The sequence below is a fragment of the Actinoallomurus iriomotensis genome (genome assembly GCF_030269445.1).
GTDB lineage: Bacteria > Actinomycetota > Actinomycetes > Streptosporangiales > Streptosporangiaceae > Actinoallomurus > Actinoallomurus iriomotensis.
The window spans coordinates 528,710-542,834 of the sequence record NZ_BSTJ01000009.1; the positions used below are offsets into that span (position 1 = coordinate 528,710).

At 71.2% G+C, this 14,125-nt stretch carries 12 protein-coding genes; 6 read left to right on the forward strand and 6 right to left on the reverse strand.

Annotated elements, in window-relative coordinates; genetic code table 11:
* Nucleotides 1-12: 12 nt before the first annotated feature.
* Nucleotides 13-2,634 carry an alpha/beta fold hydrolase gene (locus tag QSK37_RS34965; RefSeq protein ID WP_285629597.1) on the reverse strand — a complete coding sequence of 874 codons (2,622 nt, stop codon included), beginning with the start codon at nucleotides 2,632-2,634 and terminating at the stop codon, nucleotides 13-15.
* 199 nt (nucleotides 2,635-2,833) lie between these two features.
* Here QSK37_RS34965 and QSK37_RS34970 point away from each other — a divergent pair, with 199 nt between their 5' ends.
* The gene (locus tag QSK37_RS34970; protein ID WP_285629598.1) at nucleotides 2,834-3,376 is read left to right on the forward strand and encodes a SecDF P1 head subdomain-containing protein; all 543 of its coding nucleotides are present in this window, start codon (nucleotides 2,834-2,836) and stop codon (nucleotides 3,374-3,376) included.
* An 11-nt stretch (nucleotides 3,377-3,387) separates the two neighbouring features.
* Here QSK37_RS34970 and QSK37_RS34975 read toward each other — a convergent pair whose 3' ends face one another.
* The gene (locus tag QSK37_RS34975) at nucleotides 3,388-4,248 is read right to left on the reverse strand and encodes a helix-turn-helix transcriptional regulator (protein WP_285629599.1); all 861 of its coding nucleotides are present in this window, start codon (nucleotides 4,246-4,248) and stop codon (nucleotides 3,388-3,390) included.
* 131 nt (nucleotides 4,249-4,379) lie between these two features.
* On the opposite strand from QSK37_RS34975, the gene QSK37_RS34980 reads away from it, so the two are divergent.
* The gene (locus QSK37_RS34980) at nucleotides 4,380-5,447 is read left to right on the forward strand and encodes an aldo/keto reductase (protein WP_285629600.1); all 1,068 of its coding nucleotides are present in this window, start codon (nucleotides 4,380-4,382) and stop codon (nucleotides 5,445-5,447) included.
* Between the two features lie 46 nt (nucleotides 5,448-5,493).
* On the opposite strand, the gene QSK37_RS34985 is transcribed toward QSK37_RS34980, so the two are convergent.
* The 3 genes from QSK37_RS34985 to QSK37_RS34995 all read right to left on the reverse strand — a co-directional run bounded on the left by QSK37_RS34985 (nucleotide 5,494) and on the right by QSK37_RS34995 (nucleotide 10,104).
* On the reverse strand, nucleotides 5,494-6,525 hold the full coding sequence (locus QSK37_RS34985; RefSeq protein ID WP_285629601.1) for a 2-oxoacid:ferredoxin oxidoreductase subunit beta: 1,032 nt from the start codon (nucleotides 6,523-6,525) through the stop codon (nucleotides 5,494-5,496).
* Nucleotides 6,522-8,363: a 2-oxoacid:acceptor oxidoreductase subunit alpha gene (locus QSK37_RS34990; RefSeq protein ID WP_285629602.1), complete on the reverse strand. Its 1,842-nt coding sequence runs from the start codon at nucleotides 8,361-8,363 to the stop codon at nucleotides 6,522-6,524. The genes QSK37_RS34985 and QSK37_RS34990 overlap by 4 nt, the downstream gene beginning before the upstream one ends.
* A 331-nt stretch (nucleotides 8,364-8,694) precedes the next feature.
* Entirely contained in the window at nucleotides 8,695-10,104 is a 1,410-nt protein-coding gene (locus tag QSK37_RS34995; RefSeq protein WP_285629603.1) for a hypothetical protein, read from the reverse strand.
* A 158-nt stretch (nucleotides 10,105-10,262) separates the two neighbouring features.
* Between QSK37_RS34995 and QSK37_RS35000 the strand changes: the two genes are divergently transcribed.
* The 4 genes from QSK37_RS35000 to nuoH are packed head-to-tail and all read left to right on the forward strand — an operon-like array spanning nucleotide 10,263 to nucleotide 13,490.
* Nucleotides 10,263-10,634, forward strand: coding sequence for an NADH-quinone oxidoreductase subunit A (locus QSK37_RS35000; protein WP_285582395.1), 372 nt, complete (start codon nucleotides 10,263-10,265; stop codon nucleotides 10,632-10,634).
* Nucleotides 10,635-10,647: 13 nt separating this feature from the next.
* Complete coding sequence (locus tag QSK37_RS35005; RefSeq protein ID WP_285629604.1) at nucleotides 10,648-11,826, forward strand: NADH-quinone oxidoreductase subunit B; 1,179 nt, start codon at nucleotides 10,648-10,650, stop codon at nucleotides 11,824-11,826.
* The gene (locus QSK37_RS35010; RefSeq protein ID WP_285629605.1) at nucleotides 11,816-12,532 is read left to right on the forward strand and encodes an NADH-quinone oxidoreductase subunit C; all 717 of its coding nucleotides are present in this window, start codon (nucleotides 11,816-11,818) and stop codon (nucleotides 12,530-12,532) included. Before QSK37_RS35005 ends, QSK37_RS35010 begins: the two co-directional genes overlap by 11 nt.
* The gene (nuoH, locus tag QSK37_RS35015; protein WP_285582400.1) at nucleotides 12,525-13,490 is read left to right on the forward strand and encodes an NADH-quinone oxidoreductase subunit NuoH; all 966 of its coding nucleotides are present in this window, start codon (nucleotides 12,525-12,527) and stop codon (nucleotides 13,488-13,490) included. The genes QSK37_RS35010 and nuoH overlap by 8 nt, the downstream gene beginning before the upstream one ends.
* On the opposite strand, the gene QSK37_RS35020 is transcribed toward nuoH, so the two are convergent.
* Nucleotides 13,487-14,125, reverse strand: a complete 639-nt coding sequence (locus QSK37_RS35020) for a LuxR C-terminal-related transcriptional regulator (protein WP_285582402.1) — start codon at nucleotides 14,123-14,125, stop codon at nucleotides 13,487-13,489. The two genes, nuoH and QSK37_RS35020, sit on opposite strands and share 4 nt — an antisense overlap.

A 14,125-nucleotide genomic window follows, 5' to 3' on the forward strand; every position in this document is an offset into this window, starting at 1 on the left:
CGCTTCGCTCGGTCATGAGTCCTCCCCGATGAGGGCCAGGAACGCGTCCTCGAGACGGCGGTGCGGCGCGACCCGTTCGACCGCGACGCCACCGCCGACGAGGGCGGCGACGACGGCGGAGGGCGGTGAGCCGTTGACCCGTACCAGGACGCCCGGTTCGTACGGTTCGGCGTGCTCGATGCCCTCCAGCGCGGTCAGCACGCTCAGCGCGCGGTCCACGTCCGGCGTGCCGATGACGACCGCGCCGTCGTGGCCGGCGATCTCGGCGACCGGACCGGCGGCGACGAGCCGGCCCTTGTGCATGACGACGACGTCGGTGCAGGTCTGCTCGACCTCGGCCAGCAGGTGACTGGAGATGATGACGGTGCGGCCCTCGGCGGCGTACCGGACCAGCACCTCGCGCATCTCCGCGATCTGCGGCGGGTCGAGGCCGTTGGTCGGTTCGTCGAGGACGAGCAGGTCCGGCAGGCCCAGCATCGCCTGCGCGATGGCCAGCCGCTGCCGCATGCCCTGCGAGTAGGTGCGCACCGGACGGCGTACGGCGTCGCCCAGACCGGCGATCTCCAGGGCGCGCTCCATGTGCGACTCGCCCCGCCCGGCCGCCTTCCAGTACAGCTCCAGGTTGTCGCGGCCGGACAGGTGCGGCAGGAAGCCGGGCCCCTCGACGAACGACCCCAGCCGGGACAACACGGGCGCGCCCGGCCGTACCGGTTCGCCGAAGATGCGGATCTCGCCGTCGTCGGGGTGGATCAGCCCCATGAGCATGCGCAGGGTGGTGGTCTTGCCGGCGCCGTTCGGGCCGAGCAGCCCGCAGACCTGGCCGCGCTCGACGCGGAAGGACAGGTCGTCCACGGCGAGATAGCCGTTCTTGTAACGCTTGGTCAGGCCGCGGATCTCCAGCGGCGTCGAGGCGTCCGCCTCGCCCTCCGCGCGCGGACGCCGGCGGCGCCGCGACGTCGCCGCGATGACGGCCCCGGCCGCCACGGCGATGACCGGGAAGCCCCAGACCCACCACGGCAGCGGCGCAGGCGGCGTGCGCAGCGCCGGGTCGACCGGCACGCTCAGCGGCGACTCGACCGACACCTGGTAGGCGGCCGGGCGGGCCGGGGAGGCGAAGCCCATGTCGGTGGTGCTGAACACCAGCCGGATCCGGTGGCCGGCCGCGAACCGGTAGTCCATCGCCGGCAGCGTCACCTGCGCGGTGCCGTCGAGCCGCAGCGGCGCGGCGATGCGGCGTGCCGGTGACGCCTGGCCGTCGGGGCCGACGTCGTACACCTTGGCGAACAGCGTGGGCGGCTCCGATGAGGGTTTCACCGCCTTGACGCGCAGGCGCACCTGGGCGGCGCCGGTCAGCTGCAGGGGCGCGTCGAGCGGTTCGGAGTCGAACGTCGCGGACTGGCCGGGCAGGTCGACGCCGACGCCGCCCGTGGCCGGTGTGCTGGGGAGAGCGCCGAGCAGGCCGAGGCCGGGCATGGAGGAGATCGAGGACGGCGAGCCGCCGGCCGGGTTCTGGACCGTGACCTGCTCGCCGCCCAGCGGCACGGACCGCCGCGTCGTGCCGGACAGCCCGGGGTAGCGGGGCGCGGACGCCGCGCTGATCGTCACGCGCTGGGTGGAGGAGTCGATGCCGCCCGTACGGGTGACGACGAAACCGCCGTCATCCGGTGGCGGACCGCCCTTAAGGTAGTGGTCGAACCAGCCCGTGACCAGGCCGTCGACCCGCGACGTCTCCGGGTCGCCGCCGTCGTGCCCGCCCTGGTACCAGACGGTCCGCACCGGCGCCCCGGTGATGGCGCGCGCGTTGCGGTCGGACTGGTCGAGGGGGAACAGCGAGTCGGTCTGGCCCTGTACGAGGAGGGTCGGCGCGTGGATGCGGCCGGCCACGGACGCGGGGCTGTCGCGGTGGAGCGTCGCGATCGCCTCCGGCGTCGGCCGCCCGGTCTCGGCCACCTTCTGGTACATCGAGCAGAGCGACGGCAGGAATCGTCCACAGGCTGTGGATGACGCGCCGCTCGTGAAGAAGATGCCGGCCCAGGCCTTCTTGAACACCCCGTTCGCCGCCCCCTTGCCGGTGGCGTCGGGGAACAGCGCGTCGGCCAGGTCGTACCAGGTGATCTGCGGCGCGATCGCGTCGATCCGCGCGTCGTACGCGGCCGCCAGCAGCGAGATCGCGCCGCCATAGGACTGCCCGGCGACACCGACCCGCGGATCGCCGGGCCGGTCGAGGCGCACCTCGGGACGGCGCGCCAGCCAGTCGACGAGCTGCCGGACGTCCTTCACGTCGTAGTCCGGCGAGTCGAGCGTGATCTGGCCGCCGGACTGCCCGAAGCCGCGCGCGGACCAGGTGAGCACGGCGTACCCGTGCCGCGCGAGATCCTCGGCCTGGGACCGGGTGTCGTCCTTGCTCCCGCCGAACCCGTGCGCGAGGAGCACCGCCGGGCCGCGCCCACCGCGTACGGGCGGGAAGAAGGTCGTGTCGAGAGTGACGTGCTGGTCGTTCTTCGGCCCGTCGACGACCGTGATGCGCTGGTCCGTGGCCTTCACTCGTGGCTCGTCATCGACGGCCGCCCAGGTGAGAGCCCCGGCGAGCACGACCGCCGCGCAGGCGATCGCCGCCGCCCTTCCCCGTCTCATGCGAAGACCATATTCGTCCGCACGGTTGACCCGGAGTGTGCCCTTTGTCGTACACGGCGTCCAATGATGCGATGATCCCCATGAGGATCCCGACGTAGGCGGCTCCGACCGTGTGCGCCGCGCCTTTCGGGGGTGCGCGGACAACCACGGCCCGGACGCAATCGTCCTCATTCTGGAGGACGGCAGAACGGAGGCCAGGATGCGAGCCGCGCGGCGCCCCCACGCACGGCCCGGACTGATCGCGGTAGTGATCGCGCTCTGGGTGGTTATCGCGGCGATCGCCCTGACCGGGACGCTGATCGCCGCCTTCTCCCAGGAACACCCCGTGCGCTTCTCGGCGCCACTGAAGATCTATCCGGTGACCCAGCAGATCCCCGGCGCGCAGTGCCCGCCGGGCGTACAGGGCGCGATCGGGCAGAGCCCCACCGGTGCGATCTGCTACCAGCTCGCCGTCGGCATCACCATCAAGCGCGTCAACGACATCCACGTGGAGCGGATGAAGACCGGTGGGTACGCCGTGTCGCTCAGCCTGATCCCGGCCGACGGTCGCGCCCTGACCCGGCTGACCCGCGGTAACACGGGCCGCCCGTTCGCGCTGACCGTACGGGACCAGGTGGTGGCCGCGCCGCGGGTGGACGCTCCGATCACCAAGGGCCGCATCCTCATCAGCGGCAACCTCACCCGCAGCGACGCGAACACCATCGTCAACCGTCTGAAGGGCCGCGCCGCCCAGTCCGCCTGAGCCGCGGCCGGTCAGATCGCGCGGAGCGCGGGCGCCCCCGCGCGCGCCTCACGGGCCACGGTGTCCAGCGCCTCCTGCGACACCGGGTCGGCGGCGCGGTAGACGACCAGCCGCCGGCTCGCGTCGCCCAGCGGGGTCAGCACGTCGTACTCGATGGAGAATGAGCCGACGCGCGGATGCACCAGCGCCTTGGTGCCGTGCCCGTTCACCATGACGTCGCGGCGCTCCCACAGCCGGGCGAAGTCCTCGCTCTCGGACCGGAGCCGCTCGATCAGGTCCGCGAGCGCGGTGTCGTCGGGGTGCGCGGCCCAGGCCGCCCGCAGGTCGGCGATGCCCTCCTGGATGATGCGCTCCCGGTCGCGGTAGAAACCCGCGAACGCCGGGTGCAGCACACAGAGGTACATCGTGTTGCGTTGCTCCTCCGGGAACTCGGGGAAGCCGAGCATCAGCCAGGCCATCTCGGGGTTCCACGCGACGATGTCGAAGCGATGGTCGACCACCATGGCCGGCAGCGGCGACAGGGCGCACACCAGCGAGGACAGCCATCCCCCGGCGTCACCGGACGACCTACGGCCCGCCGACCAGTGCCGGGTCAGGTCGAACAGGTAGGCGCGCTCGTCGTCGCTCAGCCGCAGGGCGCCCGCGAGCGCGTCGAGCACGTCCGGCGAGGGCCGCAGTCCACGGCCCTGCTCCAGCCGGATGACGTAGTCGACGCTCACCGCGGCCAGCTCCGCGACATCCTCCCGGCGCAGGCCGGGTGTGCGCCGGCTCCGCCGGCGCTGCGGCAGGCCGACGTCTTCGGGGCTCAGGCGCTCACGCCGCGTCCGCAGGAAGACCGCCAGCTCGTGCGCCACGTCGACCCTGTCTGCCATGAGCTCGAATCTACCTGGGACTGCCGATCCCATGAAGAAGCTTCCCTTACGCCGCCTCGGGCGCCGGGCGCAGGCTGTACGCGATGGCCCGGCCGACGGCCGGGCGAGTGACTGCACGAAGGGGACACACCGTGTCTGGATCGTTGGACACCTACCGGTTGCTGGGCCGTTCGGGCCTGCGGGTCTCACCGCTGTCGCTGGGGACGATGACGTTCGGCTCCGACTGGGGCTGGGGTGCCGCGAAGGACGAGTCACGCCGCATCTTCGACGCGTACGTCGACCGGGGCGGCAACTTCATCGACACCGCCAACCAGTACACGAACGGCACCGCCGAGCGCCTGGTCGGGGAGTTCGCCGAAGACCGCCGCGACAGCCTGGTGATCGCCACCAAGTACACCCTGACCTCGCGGCCCGGCGACCCCAACTCCGGCGGCAACCACCGCAAGAGCATGGTCCGCTCGGTGGAGGACAGCCTGCGCCGGCTGCGGACCGGCTACATCGACCTGCTCTACCTGCACTCATGGGACTTCACGACGCCGGTGGAGGAGATCCTCCGGGCCATGGACGACCTCGTACGGGCCGGGAAGGTCCTGTACGTCGGCATCTCCGACGCGCCGGCGTGGCAGGTCTCCCGCATGCAGGCCATCGCCGACCTGCGCGGCTGGTCGCCGCTGATCGCACTGCAGATCGAGTACAGCCTGATCGAGCGGACCGTCGAACGCGACCTGATCCCGATGGCCGGCGAGATGGGGCTCGGCGTCATCCCCTGGTCGCCGCTGGGCAGCGGCGTGCTGACCGGCAAGTACACCCGCGACGACCTGGACCACGGGGGCGGCTCGGCCTCGGCCGAGGGAACCCGCAAGAACGTCGCCGCCGCCAACGGCGCGCTGACCGAACGCGGGCTCGCCATCGCCGACGTCGTCGCCAAGGTCGCGGGCGACCTCGGCGTGACGCCCTCACAGGTCGCTCTCGCCTGGACCCTGCGGGACCGGCGGGTGACCGCCCCGATCGTCGGCGCGCGGACGCTCGGCCAGCTGGAGGACAACCTCGGGGCGCTCGACCTGACGCTCCCCGAGGCCGCGCTGGCCGAGCTGGACGCGGCGAGCGCGGTCGAACTCGGCTTCCCGCATGACTTCCTGCAGCGTCCGATGACGCGGAACGTGATGTTCGGCGACGTGCGGATCGAGACGGCGTCCTGACCGGCCACCGCGGCGCCGGGCCCGCGAGAGGGCCCGGCGCGGCCGGTCAGTCGATGCGCCAGGTGTCGCCGCTGGCGAGCAGACCGGCGAGGTCGCCGGGGCCCTGCTGGGCGACCGCCTCGTCGAGCTGTTCGCGCATGAGCTGGTCGTACGTCGGCCGCTCGACCTGGCGGAAGATGCCGATCGGGGTGTGCTCGAACGTCGGCGAGTCGAGCCGGGACAGCGAGAACGCCAGCGACGGGTCCTCGGCCTTCGCGTCGTGCACCAGGATGCCCGGCTCGTCGGCGGAGACGACCTCGATCGCGCCCGACGGCGTGCGGCGCAGGGCCTTGTCACGGTCGGCGCCGAACACGATCGGCTCGCCGTGCTCCAGCCGTACCGTCACGTCGTCGCGCCGCGCCGGGTCCTTCAGCGGCAGGAACGCGTCGTCGTTGAAGATGTTGCAGTTCTGGTAGATCTCCACCAGTGCCGTGCCGTTGTGCTGGGCCGCCGCGCGCAGCACCGACTGCAGGTGCTTGCGGTCGGAGTCGATCGTGCGGGCCACGAACGAGGCCTCGGCGCCGATCGCCAGCGAGATCGGGTTGAACGGTGAGTCCAGCGATCCCATCGGCGTCGACTTGGTGATCTTGCCGACCTCCGAGGTCGGGGAGTACTGGCCCTTGGTCAGCCCGTAGATCCGGTTGTTGAACAGGAGGATCTTGAGGTTGACGTTGCGGCGCAGCGAGTGGATCAGGTGGTTGCCGCCGATGGACAGCGCGTCGCCGTCACCGGTCACCACCCACACCGACAGGTCGGGCCGCGACGAGGCCAGCCCGGTCGCGATCGCCGGAGCGCGGCCGTGGATCGAGTGGAACCCGTAGGTGTTCATGTAGTACGGGAACCGTGAGGAGCAGCCGATGCCGGAGACGAAGACGACGTTCTCCCGGCGGAGCCCCAGCTCGGGCAGGAAGCCCTGCACGGCGGCGAGGATCGCGTAGTCACCGCACCCCGGGCACCAGCGGACCTCCTGGTCGGTCTTGAAGTCCTTGGCGGTCTGCCGCTCCGGGTCCTTCGGAACGAGAGCGAGGGGATCAGTCATGAGTCGATCACATCCTGCAGGACGGTCTGGAGCTCCTCGGCCTTGAAGGGCAGGCCGCGCACGCGGTTGTAGCCGATCACGTCGACGAGGTAACGGCCGCGCAGCAGCAGCGCCAGCTGGCCGAGGTTGATCTCCGGGACCACGACCTTGTCGTAGGAGCGGAGCACTTCTTCGATGTTGGCCGGGAAGGGGTTGAGGTGCCGCAGGTGGGCCTGGGCGATCCGGCCGCCGGCGGCGCGGACGCGGCGTACCGCCGCGGTGATCGCGCCGTACGTGCCGCCCCAGCCGAGCACCAGCACCCGTGCGGCGCCCGACGGGTCGTCGACGGCCAGCGGCGGGATGTCGCGCGCGATGCCGTCGATCTTCGCCTGGCGCAGCCGGACCATGAGGTCGTGGTTGGCCGGGTCGTAGGAGATGTTGCCGGTGCCGTCGGCCTTCTCGATGCCGCCGATGCGGTGTTCGAGGCCGGCGGTGCCGGGGATCGCCCACGGCCGCGCGAGCGTCTCGGGGTCGCGCTTGAACGGCTGGAAGTCCTCGCCCTCGACGGCCTCGGCGAAGCCGGGCGTGATCTCGGGCAGGGAATCGACGTCGGGGATCTGCCACGGCTCGGAGCCGTTCGCCAGGTAACCGTCGGACAGCACGATGACCGGCGTGCGGTACTTCACCGCGATGCGCGCGGCCTCGATCCCGATCGCGAAGCAGTCCGACGGCGTGCACGGCGCCACGACCGGCACCGGCGCCTCGCCGTTGCGGCCGTGCAGCGCCTGGAGCAGGTCGGCCTGCTCGGTCTTGGTCGGCATGCCGGTGGACGGGCCGGCCCGCTGCACGTCGATCACGATCAGCGGCAGCTCGGTGGCGACCGCCAGGCCGACCGTCTCGCTCTTGAGCGAGATGCCGGGCCCGGACGTGGTCGTGACGCCCAGCGCACCGCCGAACGACGCGCCGAGCGCGGCGCCGACGGCCGCGATCTCGTCTTCGGCCTGGAACGTCCGGACGCCGAACCGCTTGTGCTTGGACAGCTCGTGCAGGATGTCGGACGCCGGCGTGATCGGGTACGAGCCGAGGAACACCGGCAGACCCGACCGGCTGCCGGCGGCGACCAGGCCGTACGCCAGCGCCGTGTTGCCGGAGATGTTGCGGTAGAGCCCGGGTGGCAGCGTCGCCGGCTTGATCTCGTACGACACCGAGAAGGACTCGGTGGTCTCGCCGTAGCTCCAGCCCGCCTGGAAGGCCGCGATGTTGGCCTTCATGATCTCGGGCTTCTTGGCGAACTTCAGCTCCAGGAAGCGCACGGTCGCGTCCGTCGGCCGATGGTAGAGCCAGGACAGCAGCCCGAGGGCGAACATGTTCTTGGCCCGCTCGGCGTCCTTCTTGGAGATGTCGAAGTCCTCGAGCGCCTTGACCGTCATCGACGTCAGCGGCAGCGAGTGCACGCGGTATTCGTCCAGCGATCCGTCTTCGAGCGGGTTCTCGGCGTACCCCACCTTGGTCAGCGCCCGCTTGGTGAACTCATCGGTGTTGACGATGAGGTCGGCCCCGCGCGGCAGGTCGGCGACGTTGGCCTTCAGCGCGGCCGGGTTCATCGCGACGAGCACGTTCGGGGCATCGCCCGGGGTGACGATGTCGTGGTCGGCGAAGTGCAGCTGGAAGCTGGACACACCCGGCAGCGTGCCGGCCGGCGCGCGGATCTCGGCGGGGAAGTTGGGGAGCGTCGACAGGTCGTTGCCGAAAGCAGCAGTTTCCTGGGTGAACCGGTCACCGGTGAGTTGCATTCCGTCGCCGGAGTCACCCGCGAAGCGGATGATGACGCGATCGAGTTGTTGGACCTGCTTGGTCACGGAGCAAGACCTCCTCGACGAGCAGCGCTTCTGCGGTGGAAGGGGTCCGTTTCCGAAGCACTACTTAGGCTTACCTTCATGCTACGTCCCGGGTGCGATGGTCGGTCCCGTCTGCGCGGGCTGCCAGGCGCGAGCCAGGAGGGATCGCGCAGTCCGGTACCCCGCCCCGTGCCCATCGAGTCGGTTCCCCGCCACGGCGGGGCGCAAGCATGCCGGGGACGGATCGCGGGGTCCCAAGGCGTAGATCAGGGGTCACGAGCGGAACTATAGGTCGCGGCGCTTGAGCGCCGATCGACCGGCGGCGGCCGGGCGCGGGCCCGGCCGCCGCCGCTCAGCCGCCCTGCTGTTCCTGCTGCAGCTTGGTGAGCAGCTCATTCACGTCGCTGCTGGAGTTCACCGTGGCGTCGAAGGTCGAGCTGGCGTGGATGGTGAACCGTCCGTTGTGTGACCGGTACCACGACGTCCAGGCGCTGCCGCTGGTGCGACATGTGATCGTCGTCTCATGGCTCGGCGTGGTCGTGCCCGTGCCCTTGCACGTCGAGACGGTCGGTCCGTCACCCCAGAACTTGGCGTTCATCGTGATGTGCACCGAGGCGGTCGAGGTGCCGGTCGAGGAGGGCATCACGCTGCCGTGCACGGTGCAGCCCGACTCGGTGCAGCTGCCGAACTGGATCTTGCCCATCGGCAGCGTGGTGATGGAGGGGTCGTAGACGTCCTTGAGGTCCTGCACGTCGCCCCGGAGCTCGGAGAAGACCGTCGACATCTCCGAACCCTGCAGCGCCTGCACGTCCAGGGCGTAGGAGTCGCTGCCGGCGGTGCCCTCGATGCGCAACAGCCGGTGCGGGCTCTTCTTGGAGATGTAGTAGGTCGACTCGCCGACCGTCATCTTGATCGCCGGGGTGCTGCCGGCCGGGGTGTTGACGGCCTGCGGGTCGTTGCCGGCCTGCTGGAGGACCTGCGACAGCTTGGCCGGCGAGAAGTCGGCCAGCTTCAGGTCGGTCGCGGAGTCCGGGGACTTGGCCCACTTGTTGGCCGCCTTGTCGGACTCGGTCGAGGACTGACCTTCGGCGCTCCAGTAGCTGGAGTCGGCCTTGATGTAGGTCGCGCCGCCGACGTCGACGCGGGAGACCGGCGAGCCGTGGCTGTTGTAGGTGCCCCGGGCGCTGCCGGCCTTGGTCACCTTGAACGTCGCCTGGTTGCCGCCGTACGTGCCGGTGTAGATCGCGCCACCCGCCGAGCCGAGGGCCCGCCCGGCCTCCGCGGCCGCCTTGCCGGAGGTCTTCTTCGGGTCGTCGCCGGACCCCTTGCTGACGGCGACCACGACGACCACGATCACGATGAGGGCCAGCACACCGGCGCCGATCGCCAGGAACACCCCGGCGCCGCCCTTCTTGGCCGGCGCGGGCGGCGGGCCGAAGCCGTACGGCTGAGCGGGGCCGCCCCACGGAGGCGGGCCGCCGGGTCCACCAGGACCGGGTCCGCCCGGGCCGCCGGGGTACGCGGGGCCGGTCGGGCCGCCGGGATAGCCGCCGGGCATGCCGGGACCGCCCGGTCCGGCCGGCGGTCCGCCGGGATAGCCCGGGCCCGAAGGACCGCCCGAACCACCGGGTCCGCTCGACGGCCAGCCCGGCGCGGGCGGCGCGGGCGAGGAGCCGGGCTGCCACTCCTGAGTCTCCGGCGGCGGCCACGAGTCCGGCTGCCCGGGCTGTGCTCCCTGGCCGCCCTCTGGACCGTTGCTCATGGCTCCCCCTATATCAATGCCACTCGTCGCCGTGACCTTACGGTTTGCAGCTATGTCCGACAAGTGATGTCGCCGTTTCTGTTACCTGGCGGAGACCGCCCGCAAAGGGGCACCGCAAAGGAGGACATCCTAGGCGCCGAGCGCATTACGCTGATCCCATGCACGGCTACTTCGGCACGTACCTCAGCGTCGTCGTGTTGTTCCTGCTCGGCGGTCTGATCGTCGGCGGCGGGCTGCTGGCCAACCGGTCGCTGCGCCCGCACCGGCCGACGCCGGAGAAGCTCACGACCTACGAGTGCGGTGTCGATCCGGTCGGCGAGGGATGGGCGCAGTCCTACGTCCGGTACTACGTCTTCGCCTACCTCTACGTGATCTTCGCGGTCGACGCGGTGTTCCTGTTCCCGTGGGCGACCGTGTTCTCCGCCCGGGGCTACGGTTCGGTCACCCTGGGGGAGATGTTCGTCTTCCTCGCCTTCATCGCGGCGGGACTCGCGTACGCGTGGAAGAAGGGTGTGCTCGGCTGGGTCTGAAAGAATGACCGATATGGGTGTCGTCGATCTGCCGGAGCCCCGCATCGGGGCCGCCAGCAAGCTCGCTCCGAAGCCGATCAAGTTCGTGCTGAACTGGGGGCGGCGGTACTCCCTGTGGGTCTTCAACTTCGGCCTGGCCTGTTGCGCGATCGAGTTCATCGCCACCTCGATGTCGCGGCACGACTTCATCCGGCTCGGCGTGATCCCGTTCGCGCCGGGGCCGCGGCAGGCCGACCTCATGGTCGTCTCCGGCACGGTGAGCGACAAGATGGCGCCGGCCGTCAAGCGCCTGTACGAGCAGATGCCCGAGCCGAAGTACGTCATCTCGTTCGGCGCCTGCTCCAACTGCGGCGGCCCGTACTGGGACTCCTACTGCGTGACCAAGGGCGTCGACCAGATCATCCCGGTCGACGTGTACGTTCCGGGCTGCCCGCCGCGGCCCGAGGCGCTGCTGCACGGCATCATCCGGCTCCAGGAGAAGATCGCCGGCGAGTCGCTGGGCGGCCGGTACTCCCAGCCGGGCGAGCCCGTCGCGCCGGCGCCGGAGGTCACGCGCAAGCCGCCCACTCCCGCGGTCCTGCGGCGTCCGCTCGTGCTGCCGCCGATGCCGGAGCCGGAGGAGATCGAGGCGGCCGAGGAGCCGACCCTGAGCATCGACCTGCCGGTGGACCTGACGTCGTCCGAAGGGGAGTCGCCGGTGAAGAAGGAGCCCCCGGCCGAAGAGGTTCCGGACGAGTCGGCGTCCGCCGAGACCCAGCGGCTGTCCCCCGTCGAGGAGCCCGCATCGGCGAAGACCCAGCAGCTGCCCCCGGTGGAGGAGGCTCCGTCGGAGACGACCGACCGGCTTCCGGCCGTCGAGGAACCCGCGTCTGAGACCGCGGGCACGGAACAGCTGCCGCCCGCCGAGGAGGTACGGCGCGAGGCGGCGGCCTTCGAGGAGACCCAGGAGTTCCGGCCCGGACAGGAGTCGACGCGTGAGGACCCGCTGCCCGTGGCGGAGCCCGACGACGGGCCGGCGCCGGTCGAGCGGACCCGCCGGGACCTGCCGCCCGCCGAAGAGGTGCGCAAGGCCGCCGAGATCAGACAGCGCGCCCGACGGCGGGGCGACCGGCTGCGGAAGTTCGCCGAACCCCCGCCGGTCGACGCCGTCGACGACCCCGACATCATTCCGGGACTGAGCGATGACGATTGAGCTGTCCGTGGCGTGGTCGCGGCGGTTCGGCGACGAGGTGCACAGCGAGGAGACCTTCGGCCTGCTCACCGTGGACGTGCCGCCGGCGCTGTGGACCGAGTCGCTGACCTTCGCCCGCGACGACCTGGGCTGCGCGTACTTCGACTGGCTGACCGCCGTGGACGAGCTGGAGGACGGGTTCGCGATCGTGGCGCACGTGTACTCCCTGGAGGAGGGCCACCACCTGCTCGTACGGACCCGCGTGCCGCGTGCGGACCCGCGCCTGGCCACCGCGATCGACGTCTACCGCGGCGCGAACTGGCACGAGCGCGAGACCCACGAGATGTTCGGCGTGGTCTTCGACGGGCATCCGGGCCTGACGCCGCTGCTGCTGCCCGAGGGCTTCGAGGGTCATCCGCTGCGCAAGGAGTTCGTGCTGGCAGCCCGGGTCGCCAAGCCGTGGCCGGGCGCCAAGGAGCCGGGCGAGTCCGGGCACGGCGCGCCGAGCCGCCGCCGCATGATGCCGCCGGGCGTCCCCGCCGACTGGGGCCCGAACGCCGCCCCGGAACGTCCCGCCAGAGAACGCCCCGCCCCGAGACGGGCGGTCGCGGAACCCGAAACCGCGGAGCCCGAAACCGCGGCACCGGAACCGACGGAACCCGCCGCCGAGGAGCGCCCGCAGCGCCGGCGGCGCGAACGCGGCATCGAGGGCGGCGACGATGTCTGACCTGGCGATCATCGCGATCAAGCTGCTGCTGGTCGTGGTGGCGTTCCTCGTGCTGCCGCTGATCGTCGGGCAGGTCGAGCACAAGGCGATGGCCCACATGCAGGGCCGCCTCGGCCCGATGTACGCCGGGGGTTTCCACGGGTGGGCCCAGCTCGTCGCGGACGGCGTGAAGTTCGCCCAGAAGGAGGACGTCGTCCCGGCCGACGCCGACCGCCGGATCTTCAGCCTCGCCCCGGCCGTGGCGCTCATCCCGTACCTGGTCGTGCTCGTCGTGATCCCGGTCGGGCCGCACGGTCAGGTGGGCGTGTCCCTCGACCCGGGCCTGTTCTTCGCCCTGGCCATGATCGGGGTGGCGGTCCTCGGCGCGCTGATGGCGGGCTGGTCGAGCGCGAACAAGTACAGCCTCCTCGGCGGCATGCGGGTCGCCGCCCAGCTGCTGTCGTACGAGCTGCCGATGGTGCTGGCCGCCTCGTCGGTGGCGATGGCCGCGGGCACGCTGAACCTCTCGCGGATCGTCGACCACTGGGAGTGGTGGTGGCTGCCGTGGCAGGCGATCGGCGGCGTGGTGTTCTTCATCGCCGGCCTCGCCGAGCTGCGCCGCCCGCCGTTCGACATGCCCGTGGCCGACAGCGAGATCATCTTCGGTCCGTACACCGAGTACACCGGCCTGCGCTTCGCGTTCTTCCTGCTGGCCGAGTACGCCGGGATCGTCGTACTGTCGGCGCTGACGGCCGTGCTGTTCCTCGGCGGCTGGAAGGGCCCGGTGATGAACACCGAGCTCGGCTGGCTGTGGACCCTGATCAAGGTGATGATCCTGGCGTTCGTCGTCATCTGGATCCGCGTCAGCTACCCGCGCATGCGCGAGGACCAGCTGCAGAAGCTCGCCTGGGCCGGCCTGGTGCCGCTCGCCCTGGTTCAGCTCGCCCTCACCGGCGTCATCAAGCTCGCGATCGCCTAGATCCCCAGGTAGCGGAGGACGGCGAGGACCCGGCGGTGGTCGTCGCCGGATGGTGGCAGGTCCAGCTTGAGGAAGATGTTGGCGATGTGCTTCTCCACCGCGCGGTCGGAGACGACCAGTGTCTTGGCGATCGCCGCGTTGGTGCGGCCTTCGGCCATCAGGCCCAGCACCTCGCGTTCGCGTGGGGTCAGGGACCGCACGCCGCCGTGGCCGGCGTTCAGCAGGTGTCCGACCACCTCCGGGTCCAGGGCGGTGCCGCCGGAGGCCACGCGGTGCAGGGCGTCCACGAAGTCGTCGATGTCGCCGACCCGCTCCTTCAGCAGGTAGCCGACCCCGGCCGGTGACCCGGCGAGCAGGTCGGTGGCGAACCGCGTCTCGATGTACTGCGAGAACAGCAGGAGGCCCATCCCCGGGTGGTCGCGGCGCAGCTCGATCGCGGCGCGCAGGCCCTCGTCGGTGTGCGTGGGCGGCATGCGGATGTCGATGACCGCGGCGTCCGGGCGGTGCTCGGCGACCGCCGCGCGCAGCGCGTCCGCGTCGCCGACGCCCGCGACGACCTCGTGGCCGCGTGCGGCCAGCAGATGCGCCAGGCCGTCCCGGAGGATGGCGGCGTCGTCGGCGATCACAATGCGCAT

Bases quoted from the DNA above. Each gene is read 5' to 3' on its own strand.
- QSK37_RS35005 (WP_285629604.1), top strand. From the start codon at position 10,648: ATGGGTGTCGTCGATCTGCCGGAGCCCCGCATCGGGGCCGCCAGCAAG.
- QSK37_RS34995 (WP_285629603.1), bottom strand. From the start codon at position 10,104: ATGAGCAACGGTCCAGAGGGCGGCCAGGGAGCACAGCCCGGGCAGCCG.
- QSK37_RS34965 (WP_285629597.1), bottom strand. From the start codon at position 2,634: ATGAGACGGGGAAGGGCGGCGGCGATCGCCTGCGCGGCGGTCGTGCTC.
- QSK37_RS35000 (WP_285582395.1), top strand. From the start codon at position 10,263: ATGCACGGCTACTTCGGCACGTACCTCAGCGTCGTCGTGTTGTTCCTG.
- QSK37_RS34970 (WP_285629598.1), top strand. From the start codon at position 2,834: ATGCGAGCCGCGCGGCGCCCCCACGCACGGCCCGGACTGATCGCGGTA.
- QSK37_RS35020 (WP_285582402.1), bottom strand. From the start codon at position 14,125: ATGCGCATTGTGATCGCCGACGACGCCGCCATCCTCCGGGACGGCCTG.
- QSK37_RS34985 (WP_285629601.1), bottom strand. From the start codon at position 6,525: ATGACTGATCCCCTCGCTCTCGTTCCGAAGGACCCGGAGCGGCAGACC.
- QSK37_RS35010 (WP_285629605.1), top strand. From the start codon at position 11,816: ATGACGATTGAGCTGTCCGTGGCGTGGTCGCGGCGGTTCGGCGACGAG.
- QSK37_RS34975 (WP_285629599.1), bottom strand. From the start codon at position 4,248: ATGGCAGACAGGGTCGACGTGGCGCACGAGCTGGCGGTCTTCCTGCGG.
- nuoH (WP_285582400.1), top strand. From the start codon at position 12,525: ATGTCTGACCTGGCGATCATCGCGATCAAGCTGCTGCTGGTCGTGGTG.